Annotated in this window: 14 protein-coding genes; 11 read left to right on the top strand and 3 right to left on the bottom strand. The window is 71.6% G+C overall.

Going from position 1 to position 14,986, the window contains the following annotated elements; genetic code table 11:
• Positions 1–11: 11 nt before the first annotated feature.
• From BLR33_RS20165 to BLR33_RS20145, 5 genes are all read left to right on the top strand, one after another.
• On the top strand, positions 12–632 hold the full coding sequence (locus BLR33_RS20165) for a cyclodeaminase/cyclohydrolase family protein (RefSeq protein WP_093785957.1): 621 nt from the start codon (positions 12–14) through the stop codon (positions 630–632).
• A gap of 102 nt (positions 633–734) precedes the next feature.
• Positions 735–1,622, top strand: coding sequence for a bifunctional 5,10-methylenetetrahydrofolate dehydrogenase/5,10-methenyltetrahydrofolate cyclohydrolase (locus BLR33_RS20160; RefSeq protein ID WP_093785956.1), 888 nt, complete (start codon positions 735–737; stop codon positions 1,620–1,622).
• A 105-nt stretch (positions 1,623–1,727) separates the two neighbouring features.
• Entirely contained in the window at positions 1,728–2,225 is a 498-nt protein-coding gene (locus tag BLR33_RS20155) for a hypothetical protein (RefSeq protein ID WP_176930349.1), read from the top strand.
• 67 nt (positions 2,226–2,292) lie between these two features.
• On the top strand, positions 2,293–3,057 hold the full coding sequence (locus BLR33_RS20150; protein ID WP_093785955.1) for an SDR family NAD(P)-dependent oxidoreductase: 765 nt from the start codon (positions 2,293–2,295) through the stop codon (positions 3,055–3,057).
• Positions 3,058–3,159: 102 nt separating this feature from the next.
• Positions 3,160–4,599, top strand: a complete 1,440-nt coding sequence (locus BLR33_RS20145) for a purine-cytosine permease family protein (RefSeq protein ID WP_093785954.1) — start codon at positions 3,160–3,162, stop codon at positions 4,597–4,599.
• A 21-nt stretch (positions 4,600–4,620) separates the two neighbouring features.
• On the opposite strand, the gene BLR33_RS20140 is transcribed toward BLR33_RS20145, so the two are convergent.
• Positions 4,621–5,565 carry a C45 family autoproteolytic acyltransferase/hydolase gene (locus BLR33_RS20140; RefSeq protein WP_093785953.1) on the bottom strand — a complete coding sequence of 315 codons (945 nt, stop codon included), beginning with the start codon at positions 5,563–5,565 and terminating at the stop codon, positions 4,621–4,623.
• A 91-nt stretch (positions 5,566–5,656) separates the two neighbouring features.
• A complete protein-coding gene (locus tag BLR33_RS20135; protein WP_093785952.1) occupies positions 5,657–7,012 on the bottom strand; it encodes a hypothetical protein in 1,356 nt (451 codons plus the stop codon).
• Between the two features lie 200 nt (positions 7,013–7,212).
• Here BLR33_RS20135 and BLR33_RS20130 point away from each other — a divergent pair, with 200 nt between their 5' ends.
• The 3 genes from BLR33_RS20130 to BLR33_RS20125 all read left to right on the top strand — a co-directional run bounded on the left by BLR33_RS20130 (position 7,213) and on the right by BLR33_RS20125 (position 9,476).
• Positions 7,213–8,343, top strand: a complete 1,131-nt coding sequence (locus BLR33_RS20130) for a radical SAM protein (RefSeq protein ID WP_093785951.1) — start codon at positions 7,213–7,215, stop codon at positions 8,341–8,343.
• Positions 8,340–8,504, top strand: a complete 165-nt coding sequence (locus BLR33_RS35280) for a hypothetical protein (RefSeq protein WP_176930341.1) — start codon at positions 8,340–8,342, stop codon at positions 8,502–8,504. The genes BLR33_RS20130 and BLR33_RS35280 overlap by 4 nt, the downstream gene beginning before the upstream one ends.
• A gap of 81 nt (positions 8,505–8,585) precedes the next feature.
• Entirely contained in the window at positions 8,586–9,476 is an 891-nt protein-coding gene (locus tag BLR33_RS20125; protein ID WP_093785950.1) for a GNAT family N-acetyltransferase, read from the top strand.
• 220 nt (positions 9,477–9,696) lie between these two features.
• Here BLR33_RS20125 and BLR33_RS20120 read toward each other — a convergent pair whose 3' ends face one another.
• On the bottom strand, positions 9,697–10,890 hold the full coding sequence (locus tag BLR33_RS20120; protein WP_093785949.1) for an RtcB family protein: 1,194 nt from the start codon (positions 10,888–10,890) through the stop codon (positions 9,697–9,699).
• A gap of 436 nt (positions 10,891–11,326) precedes the next feature.
• On the opposite strand from BLR33_RS20120, the gene BLR33_RS35275 reads away from it, so the two are divergent.
• The 3 genes from BLR33_RS35275 to BLR33_RS20105 all read left to right on the top strand — a co-directional run bounded on the left by BLR33_RS35275 (position 11,327) and on the right by BLR33_RS20105 (position 14,984).
• Entirely contained in the window at positions 11,327–12,232 is a 906-nt protein-coding gene (locus BLR33_RS35275; RefSeq protein ID WP_176930347.1) for a hypothetical protein, read from the top strand.
• Positions 12,233–12,362: 130 nt separating this feature from the next.
• Positions 12,363–13,097 (top strand): hypothetical protein, encoded by a 735-nt coding sequence (locus BLR33_RS20110; protein ID WP_093785948.1) that lies wholly within the window; start codon positions 12,363–12,365, stop codon positions 13,095–13,097.
• Positions 13,098–13,247: 150 nt separating this feature from the next.
• Positions 13,248–14,984 carry a DUF2637 domain-containing protein gene (locus BLR33_RS20105; RefSeq protein WP_176930345.1) on the top strand — a complete coding sequence of 579 codons (1,737 nt, stop codon included), beginning with the start codon at positions 13,248–13,250 and terminating at the stop codon, positions 14,982–14,984.
• The last annotated feature ends 2 nt before the right edge of the window (positions 14,985–14,986 follow it).

Below are 14,986 nucleotides of genomic sequence, written 5' to 3'. Positions count from 1 at the left end.
CGCGGAGCGCCATGCACGACCGGACGATCGACGCCTACCTCGAGCACCTGGCCGCACGGGAGCCCGCGCCCGGCGGCGGCGCGGCTGCGGCCCTCCACGCGGCCCAGGGCGCGGCCCTGCTGGCGATGGTGGCCCGCTACACCACCGGCGAGAAGTACGCCGCCCACGCCGCCGGCATCACCGCGGTGATCGAGGAGTCCGACGAACTGCGCGGCCGGGCCGTGGAGTTGGCCGAAGCCGACGCGCGCGCCTTCACCGCCGTGACGGACGCCTACCGGCTGCCGCGCGAGGACGAGGAGCAGAAGGCGGCCCGCTCCCGGGCCATCGCCGACGCGCTCGCCGGCGCCGCCCGCCCGCCCGCCGACGTGGTCCTGCTCGCCGCCCGGCTGGTGGACCTCGCCGAGCAGTTGCTGCCGATCGGCAACCCCAACGTGGTCACCGACGTCGCCGCCGCCGCGGAGGCCGCGCGCGCCGCCGCGACGACGGCCCGGGTGAACGTCGAGGTCAACCTCGGCGGCCTGAAGGACGAGGCCCTGCGCGCCGAACTCACCGCCGTCGCGGGGCGGGTGGACGCGCTGGCCGCCCGCGCGGAAGCCGTGACGGCGGCGGTGCGCGAGCGGATCCGCCGGTGAGTTCGGCACCGGGTCCGTAACTCCCCTCCGTACGGCCCCGCTTCCGCATGGTGGGGCCCGACACCGCCTGCCGATACCGCACTTGCGCAAGGAGCCCGCCCGATGGCACAGACACCCGCAGCCGCCGACGCGGTGCCGCCGAGCCTGGACGGGCGGCCCCGGGCCAACGAACTGCGGGCCGAAGTCGCCCGTATCGCCGAGGAGTTGACAGGGCAGGGCACGCCTCCGCGGCTCGCCGTGGTGGTGGCCACCGAGGACGAGTCGACGGCCTGGTACGTACGCTCCATCGCCCGCGCGGCGGAGAAGTCCGGGCTGGAGTGCGCCATCTCCACGCTGTCGCCCGGCAGTTCGCCCGAGGCGATCCGCGCGGAGCTGGCCCGGCTGAGCGCCGACCCTGCAGTTCACGGGGTGATCCTGCAGACGCCGCTGCCCGAGGGCGCGGTGGCCGCGGACCTGGCGGCCGCGATCGACCCCGCCAAGGACGTGGACGGGGCCAACCCGCTGAGCCTGGGCCGGCTCGCCGCCGGGCTGCCCGCCTTCGCCCCCGCCACCGCGGAGGCGGTCGTGGAACTGCTCGACGCCCACCGCGTCCCCCTCGCCGGGCGGACCGTCGCGGTCGTCGGCCGCTCCACCGTGGTCGGCAAGCCCCTCGCGCACCTGCTGCTCGGCCGGGACGCCACCGTCACGGTCTGCCACTCCCGCACCGCCGACCTCGCCGCGGTGACCCGCCGGGCGGAGATCGTGGTGGCCGCCGCCGGCCGGATCGGCCTGATCACCGGGGAGCACGTGGGCGAGGGCGCGATCGTGGTGGACGTCGGCACCAATCCGACGCCCGAGGGCGGCCTGGCCGGCGACGTGGACACCGCCTCCACCGCGCGCCGGGCCGCCGCGGTCTCCCCCGTTCCCGGCGGGGTGGGCCCGATCACCACGGCGCTGCTGCTGCGGCACACCGTCCGGGCGGCCCGGGGCGCCCGGGAGCGCGCGGTGTGACCCGCGGGGTGTGACACATGTCCGGCGGCCGGATGACAGATGTCATGCCGGACCCTGGATTTCCGGCTCTGCCGCGCCCCCGCCGCCCCGCGGGAAGCTCGTGCCATGGCAACCACCGAGGCATCGAGGCAGGAACCCGAGCACGCCGGCCGCCCCCTCCGGGGCGATCCCCTTCGCGCCGGGACGGCTGCCGCCGCCGCACCCGAGCCGGCCGCTCCCGGCGCACCCCGCTTCCAGCCCGTCCCCGTCTGGTTCTTCGTCTTCGAGGGCATGTTCGGCGCCTCGTACGACATCGTGAAGTCCAGCCCGTACGCGTGGACGGTCGTCGCCGCGGGCGCGGTGGTGAACCTCGTGCTCGCCCGCACGGTGATGCGCGGGCGGCTGAAGATGGCCAGGGCCATGCTCAAGGGCGCCCGCACGCGCCGGCTCGCCATGCTGCTGATCGCGCTGCGGGTCGGAGTGCACTTCGTCTTCGGGGCCGTCGGGGTCGAGGCGACCTCGCCGGCCGCGCACACCGGGTTCGCGGTGGCGATGTGCGCGGCGACCGTCGCGCTGCTCGCCTACGAGCAGAAGGTGATGCTGCGGGCGCTGAACGGCTGCTGACTATGCTGGCCGCAGGTTCCCGCATCCCTGAACCGCAGGTTCCCCGCACCCCGAAAGCGAGCGCGACATGAGTTCCCGTACCGCAGTGGTCACCGGCGCGAGCAGCGGCATCGGGGCCGCCACCGCGCGGCGGCTGGCCGAGGCCGGCTTCCACGTGGCGCTGGCCGCCCGCCGTACGGACCGGCTCGACGCCCTGGCCAAGGAGCTGACCGACGCCGGGCGCAGCGCCTCCGTGCACGCCCTGGACGTCACCGACCGCGCGGCCGTGGACGCCTTCGCCGGCTCGCTCGGCGAGCTGCCGCCGGTGCACGTCCTGGTCGCCAACGCCGGCGGCGCCCTCGGCACCGACCCGGTGGCCACCGCCGACCCCGCCGACTGGCGCGCGATGTACGAGGTCAACGTCCTCGGTGTGCTGAACGTCACCCAGGCGCTGCTGCCGGCCCTGACCGCCTCCGGCGACGGCACCGTGGTGGTGATGTCCTCCACCGCGGGCCTGAACACCTATGAGGGCGGCGGCGGTTACGTGGCCGCCAAGCACGGCGCGCACGTCATCGCCGAGACGCTGCGGCTGGAGCTGAACGGGCAGCCGGTGCGGGTGATCGAGATCGCGCCGGGGATGGTGAAGACCGAGGAGTTCTCGCTCACCCGGTTCCGCGGCGACGCCGAGCGGGCCGAGGCGGTATACGCGGGCGTGGCCGAGCCGCTCACCGCCGAGGACGTGGCGGACACGGTCGCCTGGGCGGTCACCCGCCCGTCGCACGTCAACGTGGACCTGCTGGTGCTGCGGCCGCGCGCGCAGGCGAGCAACTACAAGGTGCACCGGGAGCGCTGACCCGCCCCCGACTTCGCTTCGTAACGTGCCACGCCTTGACCCGCGTCACACCCGCGCGGGTCAATGTGAGCTTGACGTGCTCACTTCTCCTTTGGAGGCGGCGTGGCAGCAACGCAGACGAAGGTTCCGGGACTCGAGGTGCGCTCCATCGACTACGTCCCGTTGTCGGAGCGGCACGGGAAGCTGTGGCACCTCGGGCCGCTGTGGTTCATGTCCAACGCCCAGATCGCCACCCTGGCGGTCGGGTTGATCAGCATCACCACGGGCGGCAACCTCATCTGGTCGCTGATCGCGATCGCCGCGGGCACCGTGCTCGGCACCTTCTTCATGGCCTTCCACTCGGCGCAGGGGCCGCAGCTCGGGCTGCCGCAGATGATCCAGTCCCGGCCGCAGTTCGGCTACGTCGGGGCGCTGCTGGTGTGGCTGTTCGCGTACGTGCAGTACGCCGGGTTCAACGTCTTCAACACCATCCTGGCCGGGCAGGCGATGAGCCGCACCGCGCACGGCGGCGTCAAGTGGTGGGTGGCCGTGGTCACCGTGCTGGCGCTGGTGGTCGCGCTGCTCGGCTACGACCTGATCCACCGCGCCGAACAGGTCCTGACGTACACGTTCCTGGCCGTCTTCGGCGTCTTCACCATCGGTGTGCTGTGCACCCTGCACTACCCGGCGGGCTCCTTCGACCTCGGCGGCTTCTCGTGGACGCCCTTCCTGGCGCAGTTCGGCGTAGTGGCCGGCTACCAGATCAGCTGGGCGATCTACGTCTCGGACTACTCGCGCTACCTGCCGCCCGGGGTGACCGTGCGGCGCACCTTCTACTGGACGTACTTCGGGTCCGCGCTCGGCGGCGCCTGGCTGATGGGCCTGGGCAGCCTGCTCGCGGCCTGGGCGGGCAAGGACTTCGACACGATCTCCTCGATCGACGCGGCCGGCGACAAGGTCTTCGACGGGTTCGGGGCGGTGGTGCTGATCTTCTCGGCGGTGGGGCTGCTGTCGGTCACCGCGCTGAACATGTACGGGGGTTCGCTGACGCTGATCAGCGCGGCGGACTCGGTGCGGCGGGTGCGGCCGACGCTGACCGCGCGGCTGACCACGCTGGTGGTGACCGCGGGCCTGTCGCTGGTGGGGGCGCTGGCGGCGACGGCCAATTTCCTGGAGAACTTCAACAACTTCCTGCTGCTGGTGCTCTACCTGTTCATCCCGTGGACGGCGGTGAACCTGATGGACTACTACGTGGTGCGGCGCGGGCACTACGCCATCGCGGAGATCTTCAACCCGCGGGGGATCTACGGGCGTTGGGGCTGGCGGGGGATCATCTCCTACCTGGTGGGCTTCGGGTGCATGGTGCCTTTCTTCTCGGTCGGCACGCTGTTCACCGGACCGGCGGCGGACGCGCTCGGGGGCGCGGACATCTCGCTCTTCGTCGGGCTGCCCATATCGGCGGCGCTGTACTGGTGGCTGACCCGGTCGCTGGACCTGGCAGCGGAGATCGCGCTGGCGCGGGCCGAGGCGAGCGAGGTGGACCCGCAGGGGGCGGTGGTGTGAGCGGGCGCGCCGCCGATCGGCTCAGCCGGCCCGGCCGATGGCCACGGTGCGGGAGCCCGGAGCGAAGTCGCCGAAGGACTGTTCCCAGGAGTCGCCGGGCCAGTAGTAGGTCACCCGGCCCTCGGAGGGCCGGTAATGGGCGGTGTAGAGGGTTCCCAGCCACTCGTCGTACGCGGTTTGGTACAGCGGCGGCTCCAGCATCGCCGCCACGTCCGTACCGGCCGCGCGGATGGCGCTCAGCCGCTCCTGGGTCCGGGAGGACTGCTCCTGCTCGTCGGGCACCGGCAGGTGCTGATGGTTGGCGGCGCAGGCGTCCGGCGCCTCGGTCAGCGGGATGTCCGGCCCCACGAACACCGTCAGCGACCGCTCGGGATCGACCAGAGTGACGTTCTGCGGGATCGCGATCGGCAGGGACTTCAGCTTGCCGACCGCCTCGCCGACGGTGGTGCACGTCTCCAGCAGGTAGCGCAGGACGATGAGGACGGCGAAGCCCGGGCCGTGGACGAACCGCCCACCGAAGGTGAGGGAGACCGCGAGCCCGGCGTCGTTCATCCCGTCCAGCAGGCCCCAGGCGGCGTCCTGCATCCCGATCACCGGGCGCAGGAAGTGGGAGGAGACGATGGTGCCCTCGCAGCCGTCAGGGCTGAAGTCGTAGTTGCGCAGCAGCGTGCCGCCGGCACCGATCTGGGTGCAGCCCGAGAAGAAGGGGCGCAAGGCCGCGAGGGTGAGGAAGGTCTCCCCGTCGGGCCGGTCGAGTTGGCCGGTGAGGCGCTCGAGCACGGGGACCAGCTCCGGCATGTGCGTCTCGAACAGCCGGCGCGCACGGTCCGCACCCTGCGAGGTCCGGCCCTCCTCGGTCATCCACCCCTCGACGAGCGGCCACAGCGCCTGCGTATGGGCAGCCCACTGCCCGTCGCTTCCGTCACCGATCTCGATGGCCCGAAACGTCTTCTGCTGCTGCCCCATGGCCGCCGCCCCCCTTGCGGATGTCCAGTCAAACACCAACAACCTAGCCAATTCCGCGGCCAGTTCACCAGATCCGCCACCGCCGCCGCGGCTATGCCGCCTTCCGCCGGGCGAGTTCGGTGGCTCGCTCGTACACCTCGCGTGCGTGCCGGTTCTTCACGTGGGGGCGAAGGCGGCGCCGGAGGGCGTCGAAGTGTTCGTCGGCGCGGGACGAGGACAGGTGCTCGTAATCATCGAGGAAGCCGTGCCAGGTCTCGCAGGACGCTTCCACGTGCCCGATTTCGAGCTGCCGTTGCGCGATCAGGCCGCTCGCGTGCGCACGCCCTTGCTTCTCGATCGGGGGACGCACGCGCTGGGAGTCCTGCATGGCTGTGATGGAGCCGGGCACGTCGCCGACGGCGTAGAGCACGCTGGACACGTGGAAGAAGTAGGCGGCTTGGTCGTAACCGCCGATGGCGTCGCGCCGGTTGTCGGCCTTCGAGAGAGCGGCCTGTGTCTGCGCCAAGCGGGAGAAAGCCATGCGCCTGTCGCCGACGAGGGCAGCGCCTTGGGCCTGTTGTCCGGCGAGGAAGGCCTGCAGCCGCGGGCCGGCCTTGGGCGCTGCCTCCGCGGCGGAGTCGGCGAGGTCCAACGCCCGCTTCGCGTGCCGGAGATCGGCCGCCTGGAGTGCCATTCCGCGGAGCGTGCGGCAGTAGGTCACATGGTCCCCGGCGTCAGCAGCCAGATGGAGCGCCTGCACGTAGTACCGCTGGCCGAGCCCGTGCGCCTTCTCGTACATGGCCATCCAGCCAGTGAGGTACACGAGGTCGGATGCGGCCGAGAGCAGGTCCTTCTTCACAGCCTCCGAGGCATCGGCGCGCAGATAGGGCGCCACTGTGTTCACCAGGAAGGCGGCAGCCATCGGCCGGGCGTGTCCCGCCCCGAGTTCGTCAAGGATGTCGGCGATCCGGTCGGTCATCGTCCGGACGGTCGCAACTTCGCCTGCGCCGACCCGCCTTGTACGTCCGCTCGCATGCGCCTCGGCCCGGCCGGCCAGGTCGATGTAGGCGGGGACAGGTAACGCGGCTGCGTAGAGCATCGTGGTGAGAATCCTGCGGCGTGAGGGGTCCATGTCTTCTCTTCCGATCGAGACAAGTCCCTCCACAGTGTCCCCGGGCAAGGTCAGCGCCGCGAGAGCCCCCGTCTCGGCCACCGAGGGCGGCAAACCCGCTTCCGCACGAGTGACCGGCCGGCCCAACCGGCGCGAGAACGCTTCGACGATCAGGGGGTGCCACTGGGCCTGCGGACGGGTTCCTCCGAGCCACTTGTTCACGTTGCTCTTGTCGCAGGTCGCGGGAACACCGGCCTCTGCGGCAGCGCGGTTGATCGCGGCAGCCGACTCTGCCTGAGACCACCGTGCCTCGTTGAGAAGTTCCCTGAGACCTTGGTTCGGCTCGTGCTCAGCCATGCTGCCACTCTCCGCGTGTGGACGGGCTTTCCACGCTTTCCACTTCGGACGCCGCCTCAAAGGTACCGCGCTCCGTACTCAGCCGGTTGCGTAGTGCGTGCAAGAAAGCCGAGCAAGCGGTCAGCGCCGCTTGCGCCACCGGAAAGCGCACGGAGGGCGTCGGTGGCCGGCGAACCGCAATCTCCGGAAAGGAGAGACCGATGGTCCATGACCTGATCGTGAGCCCCTTCCTCGACGGCTATTTGGCCTTACGGCCTGGTAGTGCCGCGGGAGCACGTCTGCCCGAGTCGGGCTACGAGGAGTTACGCACCCTCGCCCGCACGAACGCTCCGTCCCCGTCGTGGTTCGCCGAGACCGCGGCAGGCGTGTGGGGCATGGATCTGGGCGCCAAGCCTGTATCGCAGGCAGTGCTCGTCCGTGAGCGCTCCTCCTACGGGTTCTCGAAAGCGAGTTGGGAGATCAACCTCGGCTGCAACTTCGCCTGCACGCATTGCTACCTGGGGCTGAAGGAGTTCTCCGGCCTCACCTGGGACCGGAAGGTCAGGCTCCTGGACATCATGCGGGACGCCGGTGTCCTGTGGCTCCAGATCACCGGCGGCGAACCGACGATCGACAAGCAGTTCCAGGACGCGTACCGCTACGCCTACTCGCAGGGGATGATGCTCACCGTCTCCACCAACGCCTCCCGCCTCTGGGAGACCTCGCTCCTCACGATGTTCGAGGAGTGCCCTGCCTACCGGTTGGTGGTCAGCGTGTACGGCGCCACGGAGGAGAGCTTCGACCAGCTCACCCGGCGACGCGGGGCCTGGAAGGCGTTCAAGCGCGGCATCGACGCCGCCAGGGAGGCCGGCCTTCCCGTCCGGCTCAACATCATCGTCACCAACGACAACGCCCACGAAATCGATGCCATGGTCGGCCTCGCCGAGGACTGGGGCCTGAAGCACCACGTCTTCACCAACATGACGCCCACCATCCACGGCGGCCCGGAAAGCCTGCTCGCCCAGTCGAGCAAGCACCTGCGCGAGCGCAGCGCCTTCACCGGATGCAACGCCGGAGTCACGTTCTTCCACGCCGACCCCCACGCCAAGGTCAGCATCTGCAAGGTCGGCCGGGACGATCAGATCGACCTCATGGCCGAGGGCCTTGAGGGCCTGCGCCGGCTGTCCGGAATCTCCGACGCTCTCATGCTTCGCACCGGTGGCTGCCAAGGCTGTGCCATCTCCAGCACGTGCAAGGTGTGCCGGCCGCTGGCCAAGCAGTACCAGGAGGCGAAGGCACCACTGATCACCTACTGCCAGCACGGACAACCGAAGGAGATGGTGAGCGCATGAGCGCTGTCGCCGTAGAGATCATGTCAAGGCCCGCGTTCATCCGCCCGGAAGCGGACACCAGCAGGGTCTCCACCCCCGTCGTCGTCACGGTTGCCGATCTGGACGACGTGATGGACTCCGTCAAGTGCTCGTGCAACGCGGGCGACGACAACCCCCACTGATCCCCAACTGATCACGGCCAGGCCCCGGCAGTCCACGCCGGGGCCTGAGCCGTCTCCCCATCCGCAAGTAAGGTGCGGTCCATGCGCTTCCGTTGGGACTGGCTCCGCCCAGTGGTAACGGCCCCCTACGTTCCCACCATCGGACCCGTGCACCCCTCGGTGCTCACCGACGACCTGTTCGCCGACATCCTGAGGACCGCGGGAAGCCGACGCTTCCTGCCGTACGACAAAGATGTCCGATGGTCCGACACGAAGGCCGAAAGCGTTCTGGTCGAGCACATCACCCACCGGCCCGGCGAGACCCTGATCCCCACTCTCCTCGAACGGGGCACCGGCACCATCAAGGTCTACGCGTACGGAGTCGGGCCCGGCAGTCGCATCGCGGCCGCCGAACTGGCACAGAAACTCTGTGCCGCCCACGGAGTGAGCGGCGCGCGCGTTGCCCGGTTCCTGGGTCCTGAGTACGGAACCCGCTTCGCCATGGGGACCCGCATTCAGCTCCGCGACTTCTTCGACGGACCCTGCCCTCCGGCCGGACGGGAAGTTTCAGCGTTCACCGATCTCACAGCGCCGATCCGCAAGGACTTCGTCAACTTCGCACACCGGATGGCGGAGGACGGCTTCGCGTTCCTCCACTCCCGCATGGAGGCCGGCGCGGCCGGTCCCGTACTCGTGGCGAGAGCAGACAGCAAGGTAGCCGGGGCCATCGGCCCCATGGAGATCAGACCCGACGCCATCGGCCGACCACAGCTCATGCCGCAATATTTCGGAGTCCTCCCCGAGCATCGGGGGCGAGGGCTCGGCCGAGCCCTGTGGCGCGCCGCCATGCAGTGGGGCCGGGACCACGGTGCCGCCTACCAGCTCCTCCAAACCGAGGTCGGAGGCGCGTCGGATGCCCTCTGCCAGGACGAGGGGCTGAAGTCACTCGGCTTCGTCGTCACTACCCCGGTCCACAGTCACCGTTTGTCGTGACACGTGCGGCACCGCAGGGACGGACCGGAGCGGGCCGAATCCGGCCTGGACCCCGTCCCAGGGGCTCCGGAACCGGCCCGTCCGTGAAGACAACAACGTCGTCATGGTCGGCCTTGAGACGAAGGCGACGAAGGCGGTCGGCTGCAGCCGAGGCAGGCAGCCTGTCATGTGGCGGGCCCCGAATCGTCCGAGGCCCGTTCCTCGCGAGGAGCCGCCAGGTTCAGCCCTTGACGCAGACGACCTGCCTCAGCTCGGCCACCACCTCGACCAGGTCGCGCTGGGCGGCTATGACCTGGTCGATCGGTTTGTAGGCGGCCGGGATCTCGTCCACCACTCCGGAGTCCTTGCGGCACTCCACGCCGCGGGTCTGGTCGGCCAGGTCGCGGGCGGTGAAGCGCTTGCGGGCCGCCGAGCGGCTCATGCGGCGGCCGGCGCCGTGGGAGGCGGAGTTGAAGGCCGCGGTGTTGCCCAGGCCGCGGACGATGTACGAGCCCGTGCCCATCGAGCCCGGGATGATCCCGTACTCGCCGCCGCCCGCCCGGATCGCCCCCTTGCGCGTGACCAGCAGCTCCACCCCGTCGTAGGTCTCCTCGGCCACGTAGTTGTGGTGGCAGGAAATCACCGGCTCGAAGGACGGCCGGGCCTTGCGGAACTCCCGCGCCAGCACGTCCTGCAGCAGCGCCATCATCACCGCCCTGTTGTGCTTGGCGTACTCCTGCGCCCAGAACAGGTCGTGCCGGTAGGCGGCCATCTGCGGGGTGCCGGCGACGAAGACGGCCAGGTCGCGGTCGGGCAGGTCGCGGTTGTGGGGCAGCCGCTGCGCCTCGCCGATGTGGTGCTCGGCCAGCTCCTTGCCGATGTTGCGCGAGCCCGAGTGCAGCATGAGCCACACCGCGCCCTCGGTGTCCAGGCACACCTCGATGAAGTGGTTGCCCGAGCCCAGGGTGCCCAGCTGCTTGGCCGCGCGCTCGGCACGCGGCCGCACCGGCTCGGCGAGTTCCCCGAAGCGCGCCCACAGGCCCGCCCAGCCCCGGGCAGCGTACCCGGGCAGGTCCGCCGGGTCGACCGGCTCGCCGTGCAGGCCGCGGCCGACCGGCACGGCCCGCTCGATCCGCGACCGCAGCCGGGACAGGTCGCCAGGCAGGTCACCGGCCCGCAGCGAGGTCTTCACCGCGCTCATCCCGCAGCCGATGTCGACACCGACGGCGGCCGGACAGACCGCATCGCGCATCGCGATCACCGATCCGACGGTGGCCCCCTTGCCGTAGTGCACGTCCGGCATCACGGCCAGGCCCTCGATCCACGGCAGCGAGGAGACGTTCCGCAGCTGCCGCAGCGCGCCGTCCTCGACACCGGCCGGGTCGGCCCACATCCTGATCGGCACCCGGACGCCGGGCAGCTCGGTGTACGTCATGGTCTTCTCCCCCGGATGGCGGGTTCCGACCCCAGCACCGTAACGCGCCGGGCAGCCGGAAACCCACGGAAAACATCTGGAAACACCTGGAAACATCGGATACTCACGCAGACAAGGACAGGCAGAAGGGCCTGCCGTGTACGCCGCCCCGGCGGGCGGAATCGGTGCCGCGTGCGGTAGACATTGTGTCCAAGGCTCGCTCATATGCGCCAAGGTTTTACGCTCGGCCCGAAACCCGAAAGCCGTGCCCACGGCCTGGGCCCACGACGCCCGCCGCGCCGCTGAGCCCGCCCCGCCCGCCGCAGGCGCCGACCCCGCCGACCCCGCGGGGACGGACCGGCGCGACGACGCGGTGCGGCCGCCGGGCGAACCGGCACGGCCGCAGGAACGTCGAGGATGTCGAGGAGCTCGCAAGCTCGAGGAAGGAGCCCGCCCCGTGCGGTCCACGCTGCGGTCCCGGATGCCGTTCGCACCCCGGCGCGCCCGCCTCTCGGCCGGCGCCGCGCTGGCCGCGTTCGGGCTGGCCGGGCTGGCCGCGCTCACCGCGTGCAGCGGCACCGGCTCCTCGGACGGGCGCAACACCGACGGCGCCGCCGCGCCGTCCGACGGCGCCGTCGTCTCACCGGCCCCGCCCGGCAAGTACCGCACCCTCCCCCAGCCGTGCACGGCCGTGGACCTGGACTCGCTGCACAAGCTGGTGCCCGGCGCGAAGGACTACTCGGGCACCGAGGCGCTGACGTACGACACGGACCGGCTGGTCGGCTGCACCTGGAAGGGCGCCACCCCCGACGGCACCTCGCGCACCCTGACGCTCAACCTCACCCGGGTGGTCTCCTACGACCCCTCGATCAGCGACGAACTCCAGGCGCAGAACGACTTCGACCGCAAGGCGTCGGCCGCCTCCATCCCCTCGACGCCGCCCAGCGGCTCGGCCACCACGACCACGCCGTCCACGACACCCCCCGCCACCGCGTCCGGCACGGACCCCACCGCCACCTCCGCCGGCACCCACGACGCGGGCAACCCGGCCGGTACCCCCTCGGGCACCACCACCGGGACAAGTGGGTCGAACAACGCGAACTCCCCCGAATCGGCCGCCGCCGACCTCGCGCCGCGCCGACTCGCCGATGTGGGAAACGCCGCATTCATCAACGACGTCGCCAAGAGCCCGAAAAGCGGCCCGACCCGCACGGTCACGGTGGTCTTCCGCGCCGCGAACGTCCTCGCGACCATCACCTACACCCAGTCCGCGCCCCGTGGCGCAGCGTCACCGAGCAGCGCTGACCTGCAGAAAGACGCAGAAAAGGTGGCCGTCGAGCTGCAGCACAAGGTCGAGGGCTAGGCATCGCCCGGCCCGGGGCTTGCCGCCGCCCGGGCCCGTTGGCCTTAGCCTGGAGGGCCGACCGGTGCGGCGGGACCGCCGCCGCCCGGCCACGACCGACGCAGGCGAGGGACCGAAGGGCCGAAGGACGATGGAAGACCGGATCAACCCCAAGGCCCGTCTGGCGCTGCTGATACTCGCCTGCGCGAGTGTCTGCGCCGCCCTGGCGGCGGGCTGCTCCTCGGGCTCCGGCGACTCGGACTCCGCGAAGAAGCACACCACCGCGCCGACCGCCCCCGCCGTCACCAGCACCACCCCGACGGTCGCGCCCGCGCGGTTCGCCACCCTGCCCGCCTCCTGCGGCGCCGTCACCAAGTCCACCGTCACGGACCTGGTGCCCAAGGCGAAGAGCAGCAAGGGCACGCCGACCGGCGACGACGAGAAGGGCACCCGCAGCGGCTGCTCGTGGACCGGCAACGGCAAGGACGGCTACCAGTACCGCTGGCTGTCGGTCACCCTGGAGCGCTTCGCCTCCTCCACCGAGCTGGGCGCCGGCGACGACCAGGCGAAGAAGCGTTTCGCCGACGAGTCGGGCGAGCTGGCCAAGACGCCCGGTTTCACCGCCACCCCACTCACCGGCCTCGGCGACCAGGCCACATCGGTGAGCGGCAAGGCCACGGTGGCGAAGGTCACCTCGCAGAACGACACGGTGGTGGTCCGCACCGGCAACGTCGTGGTGATCGTCGAGTACAACGGCGCCGGCCTGGAGGGCAAGAAGAACCCGAGCGCGTCGAGCGTCGACAGCGACGCCGAGCGGGCCGCCAAGGACGCGGTCGCGGCCGTCGCCGCGGCCAACACCGCGCAGAGCACGTCCACCGGCGCGTAACAACTCGGGCTCGCCCGCCCCCTTATCCGCACCTTTATCCGTACGTCTGTCCGACCATCCACCCGGCGGGTCGCCGGTTCCCCGCCCGCATATGGCAGTCTGGGGCGGCCAGTTCACGGGGGACAGGCCGAGGGGCAGGAGGGGTCGCGGGTGGCCGCGATACGTTTGACCCGGACTCACCGGATACTGATAGGCATCGTCGTCGCCGGCGCCGTGGTGATCGCCGCCATCGGCTTCGCCGGCTCGTACGCGGCCGTGCGCACGCTCGCCCTGCACAAGGGCTTCGGCTGGTTCGCCAATGTCTTCCCGATCGGCGTGGACGCGGGCATCGTCGTCCTGCTCGCCCTGGACCTGCTGCTGACCTGGCTGCGCATCCCCTTCCCGCTGCTGCGGCAGACCGCGTGGCTGCTCACCGGCGCCACCATCGCCTTCAACGGCGCCGCCGCCTGGCCGGACCCGCTCGGCGTCGGCATGCACGCGATCATCCCGGTGCTCTTCGTGGTCTGCGTGGAGGCCGCCCGGCACGCCATCGGCCGGGTCGCCGACATCACCGCCGACAAGCACATGGAGTCGGTGCGCATCACCCGCTGGCTGCTCGCGCCGCTGCCGACCTTCCGGCTGTGGCGGCGGATGAAGCTGTGGGAGCTGCGCTCGTACGAGGAGGTCATCCGGCGCGAGCAGGACCGGCTGGTCTACCGCGCCCGGCTGCGCGCCCGCTACGGCGTCAACTGGCGCCGCCGGGCCCCGATCGAGGCGATCATGCCGCTGCGGCTGGCCCGCTACGGGGTGCCGCTCTCCGAGACGGCCGACGCGGGGCTGGAGGCGGCGGGCATCGACCTGTCGGCCGGGCCGGTGCTGGCGGTCGCCGAGACGCGGCCGGCGGCGCTGACGAAGGGCGAGGCGGCGGAGGAGGCGGGGGCCACGGCGGAGGCTGCGGAGGGCGCCGCCCAGGGTGCACAGGCCGCACAGGCCGCAGGGCCCGCGGGCAACGGGCAGGCGCCGAACGCGCAGCGGCTCAACGGGGTCAACGGGCAGGCCCCGGTGGCGTCCGGCCCGAACGGCCAGGGTCCCGCCGGGCCCGGCGACGAGGACTGGGAGCAGGTGCTGGCCCAGGTCCGCGCCCAGGACCAGGAGCAGCAGCTCTACGAACGCCGGCTCTACGAGCAGCAGATGTACGAGCAGCAGCAGCTCCAGCCGCACGACAGCCCATGGTTCGCGCCCCCGCAGGCGCAGGGGCACCCGTACGGGCAGGCGCTCTACGCGGGTCAGCAGCAGTTCGCCGACGGGCAGTTCCCGCAGGAGCAGTTCCCGCAGGGGCCCTACCCTCCGGAGCAGTTCCCGCAGGGCCAGGCGCCGCAGGGGCCGCTTGCCGAAGGGCAGTTCCCGCAGGGGCAGGGCGGGCCGGGCCCGTTCCCCCAGGGGCAGGGGCCGCAGCAGGCGCAGGGCGGGGACGTGCCGCCGAACGCCGAGCAGGGGCCGCAGGGCCAGGAGCAGCCGCAGGTGATGGTCCCGGCGGGGCCCAACCGCACCCGCCCGCTGGGCAACGTCGGCCTCGACGGTGCCCCGGCGGACGGCCCCGAGGAGCCGCAGGCGGTGCCGCAGACCGAGCCGGAGACGGCGGTGGCCGACGAGCCGCAGCCCGAGGCGGTGACCTACCCGCGCGGCGGTCTGCGGCTCCCGGAGGACGTGCCCACCGAGGAGGCGTACTTCGCCGCCTACCGCCAGTACGTCCGCGAGCGCGGCTCCTTCCCCAACACTCGCCAGCTCGCCCGTCTCCTGGAGGAGGCGTACACGGGCAACTCCCCCGAGGAACGCGAACTCGTCGCCGCCCTCCGCGAGCTGCGCTACCGCTTCAACTCCGAGAGCGAGGCGGAGTACATCCCGTAGGC

Source organism: Actinacidiphila guanduensis, assembly GCF_900103985.1.
GTDB classification, from domain to species: Bacteria; Actinomycetota; Actinomycetes; order Streptomycetales; family Streptomycetaceae; genus Actinacidiphila; species Actinacidiphila guanduensis.
This window is presented reverse-complemented; position numbering and strand designations above follow the sequence as displayed.

What these genes read in the sequence shown, in the direction of transcription:
- BLR33_RS20165 (WP_093785957.1), top strand. Translation starts at nt 12, where the DNA reads ATGCACGACCGGACGATCGACGCCTACCTCGAGCACCTGGCCGCACGG.
- BLR33_RS20160 (WP_093785956.1), top strand. Translation starts at nt 735, where the DNA reads ATGGCACAGACACCCGCAGCCGCCGACGCGGTGCCGCCGAGCCTGGAC.
- BLR33_RS20155 (WP_176930349.1), top strand. Translation starts at nt 1,728, where the DNA reads ATGGCAACCACCGAGGCATCGAGGCAGGAACCCGAGCACGCCGGCCGC.
- BLR33_RS20150 (WP_093785955.1), top strand. Translation starts at nt 2,293, where the DNA reads ATGAGTTCCCGTACCGCAGTGGTCACCGGCGCGAGCAGCGGCATCGGG.
- BLR33_RS20140 (WP_093785953.1), bottom strand. Translation starts at nt 5,565, where the DNA reads ATGGGGCAGCAGCAGAAGACGTTTCGGGCCATCGAGATCGGTGACGGA.
- BLR33_RS20135 (WP_093785952.1), bottom strand. Translation starts at nt 7,012, where the DNA reads ATGGCTGAGCACGAGCCGAACCAAGGTCTCAGGGAACTTCTCAACGAG.
- BLR33_RS20130 (WP_093785951.1), top strand. Translation starts at nt 7,213, where the DNA reads ATGGTCCATGACCTGATCGTGAGCCCCTTCCTCGACGGCTATTTGGCC.
- BLR33_RS35280 (WP_176930341.1), top strand. Translation starts at nt 8,340, where the DNA reads ATGAGCGCTGTCGCCGTAGAGATCATGTCAAGGCCCGCGTTCATCCGC.
- BLR33_RS20125 (WP_093785950.1), top strand. Translation starts at nt 8,586, where the DNA reads ATGCGCTTCCGTTGGGACTGGCTCCGCCCAGTGGTAACGGCCCCCTAC.
- BLR33_RS20120 (WP_093785949.1), bottom strand. Translation starts at nt 10,890, where the DNA reads ATGACGTACACCGAGCTGCCCGGCGTCCGGGTGCCGATCAGGATGTGG.
- BLR33_RS20110 (WP_093785948.1), top strand. Translation starts at nt 12,363, where the DNA reads ATGGAAGACCGGATCAACCCCAAGGCCCGTCTGGCGCTGCTGATACTC.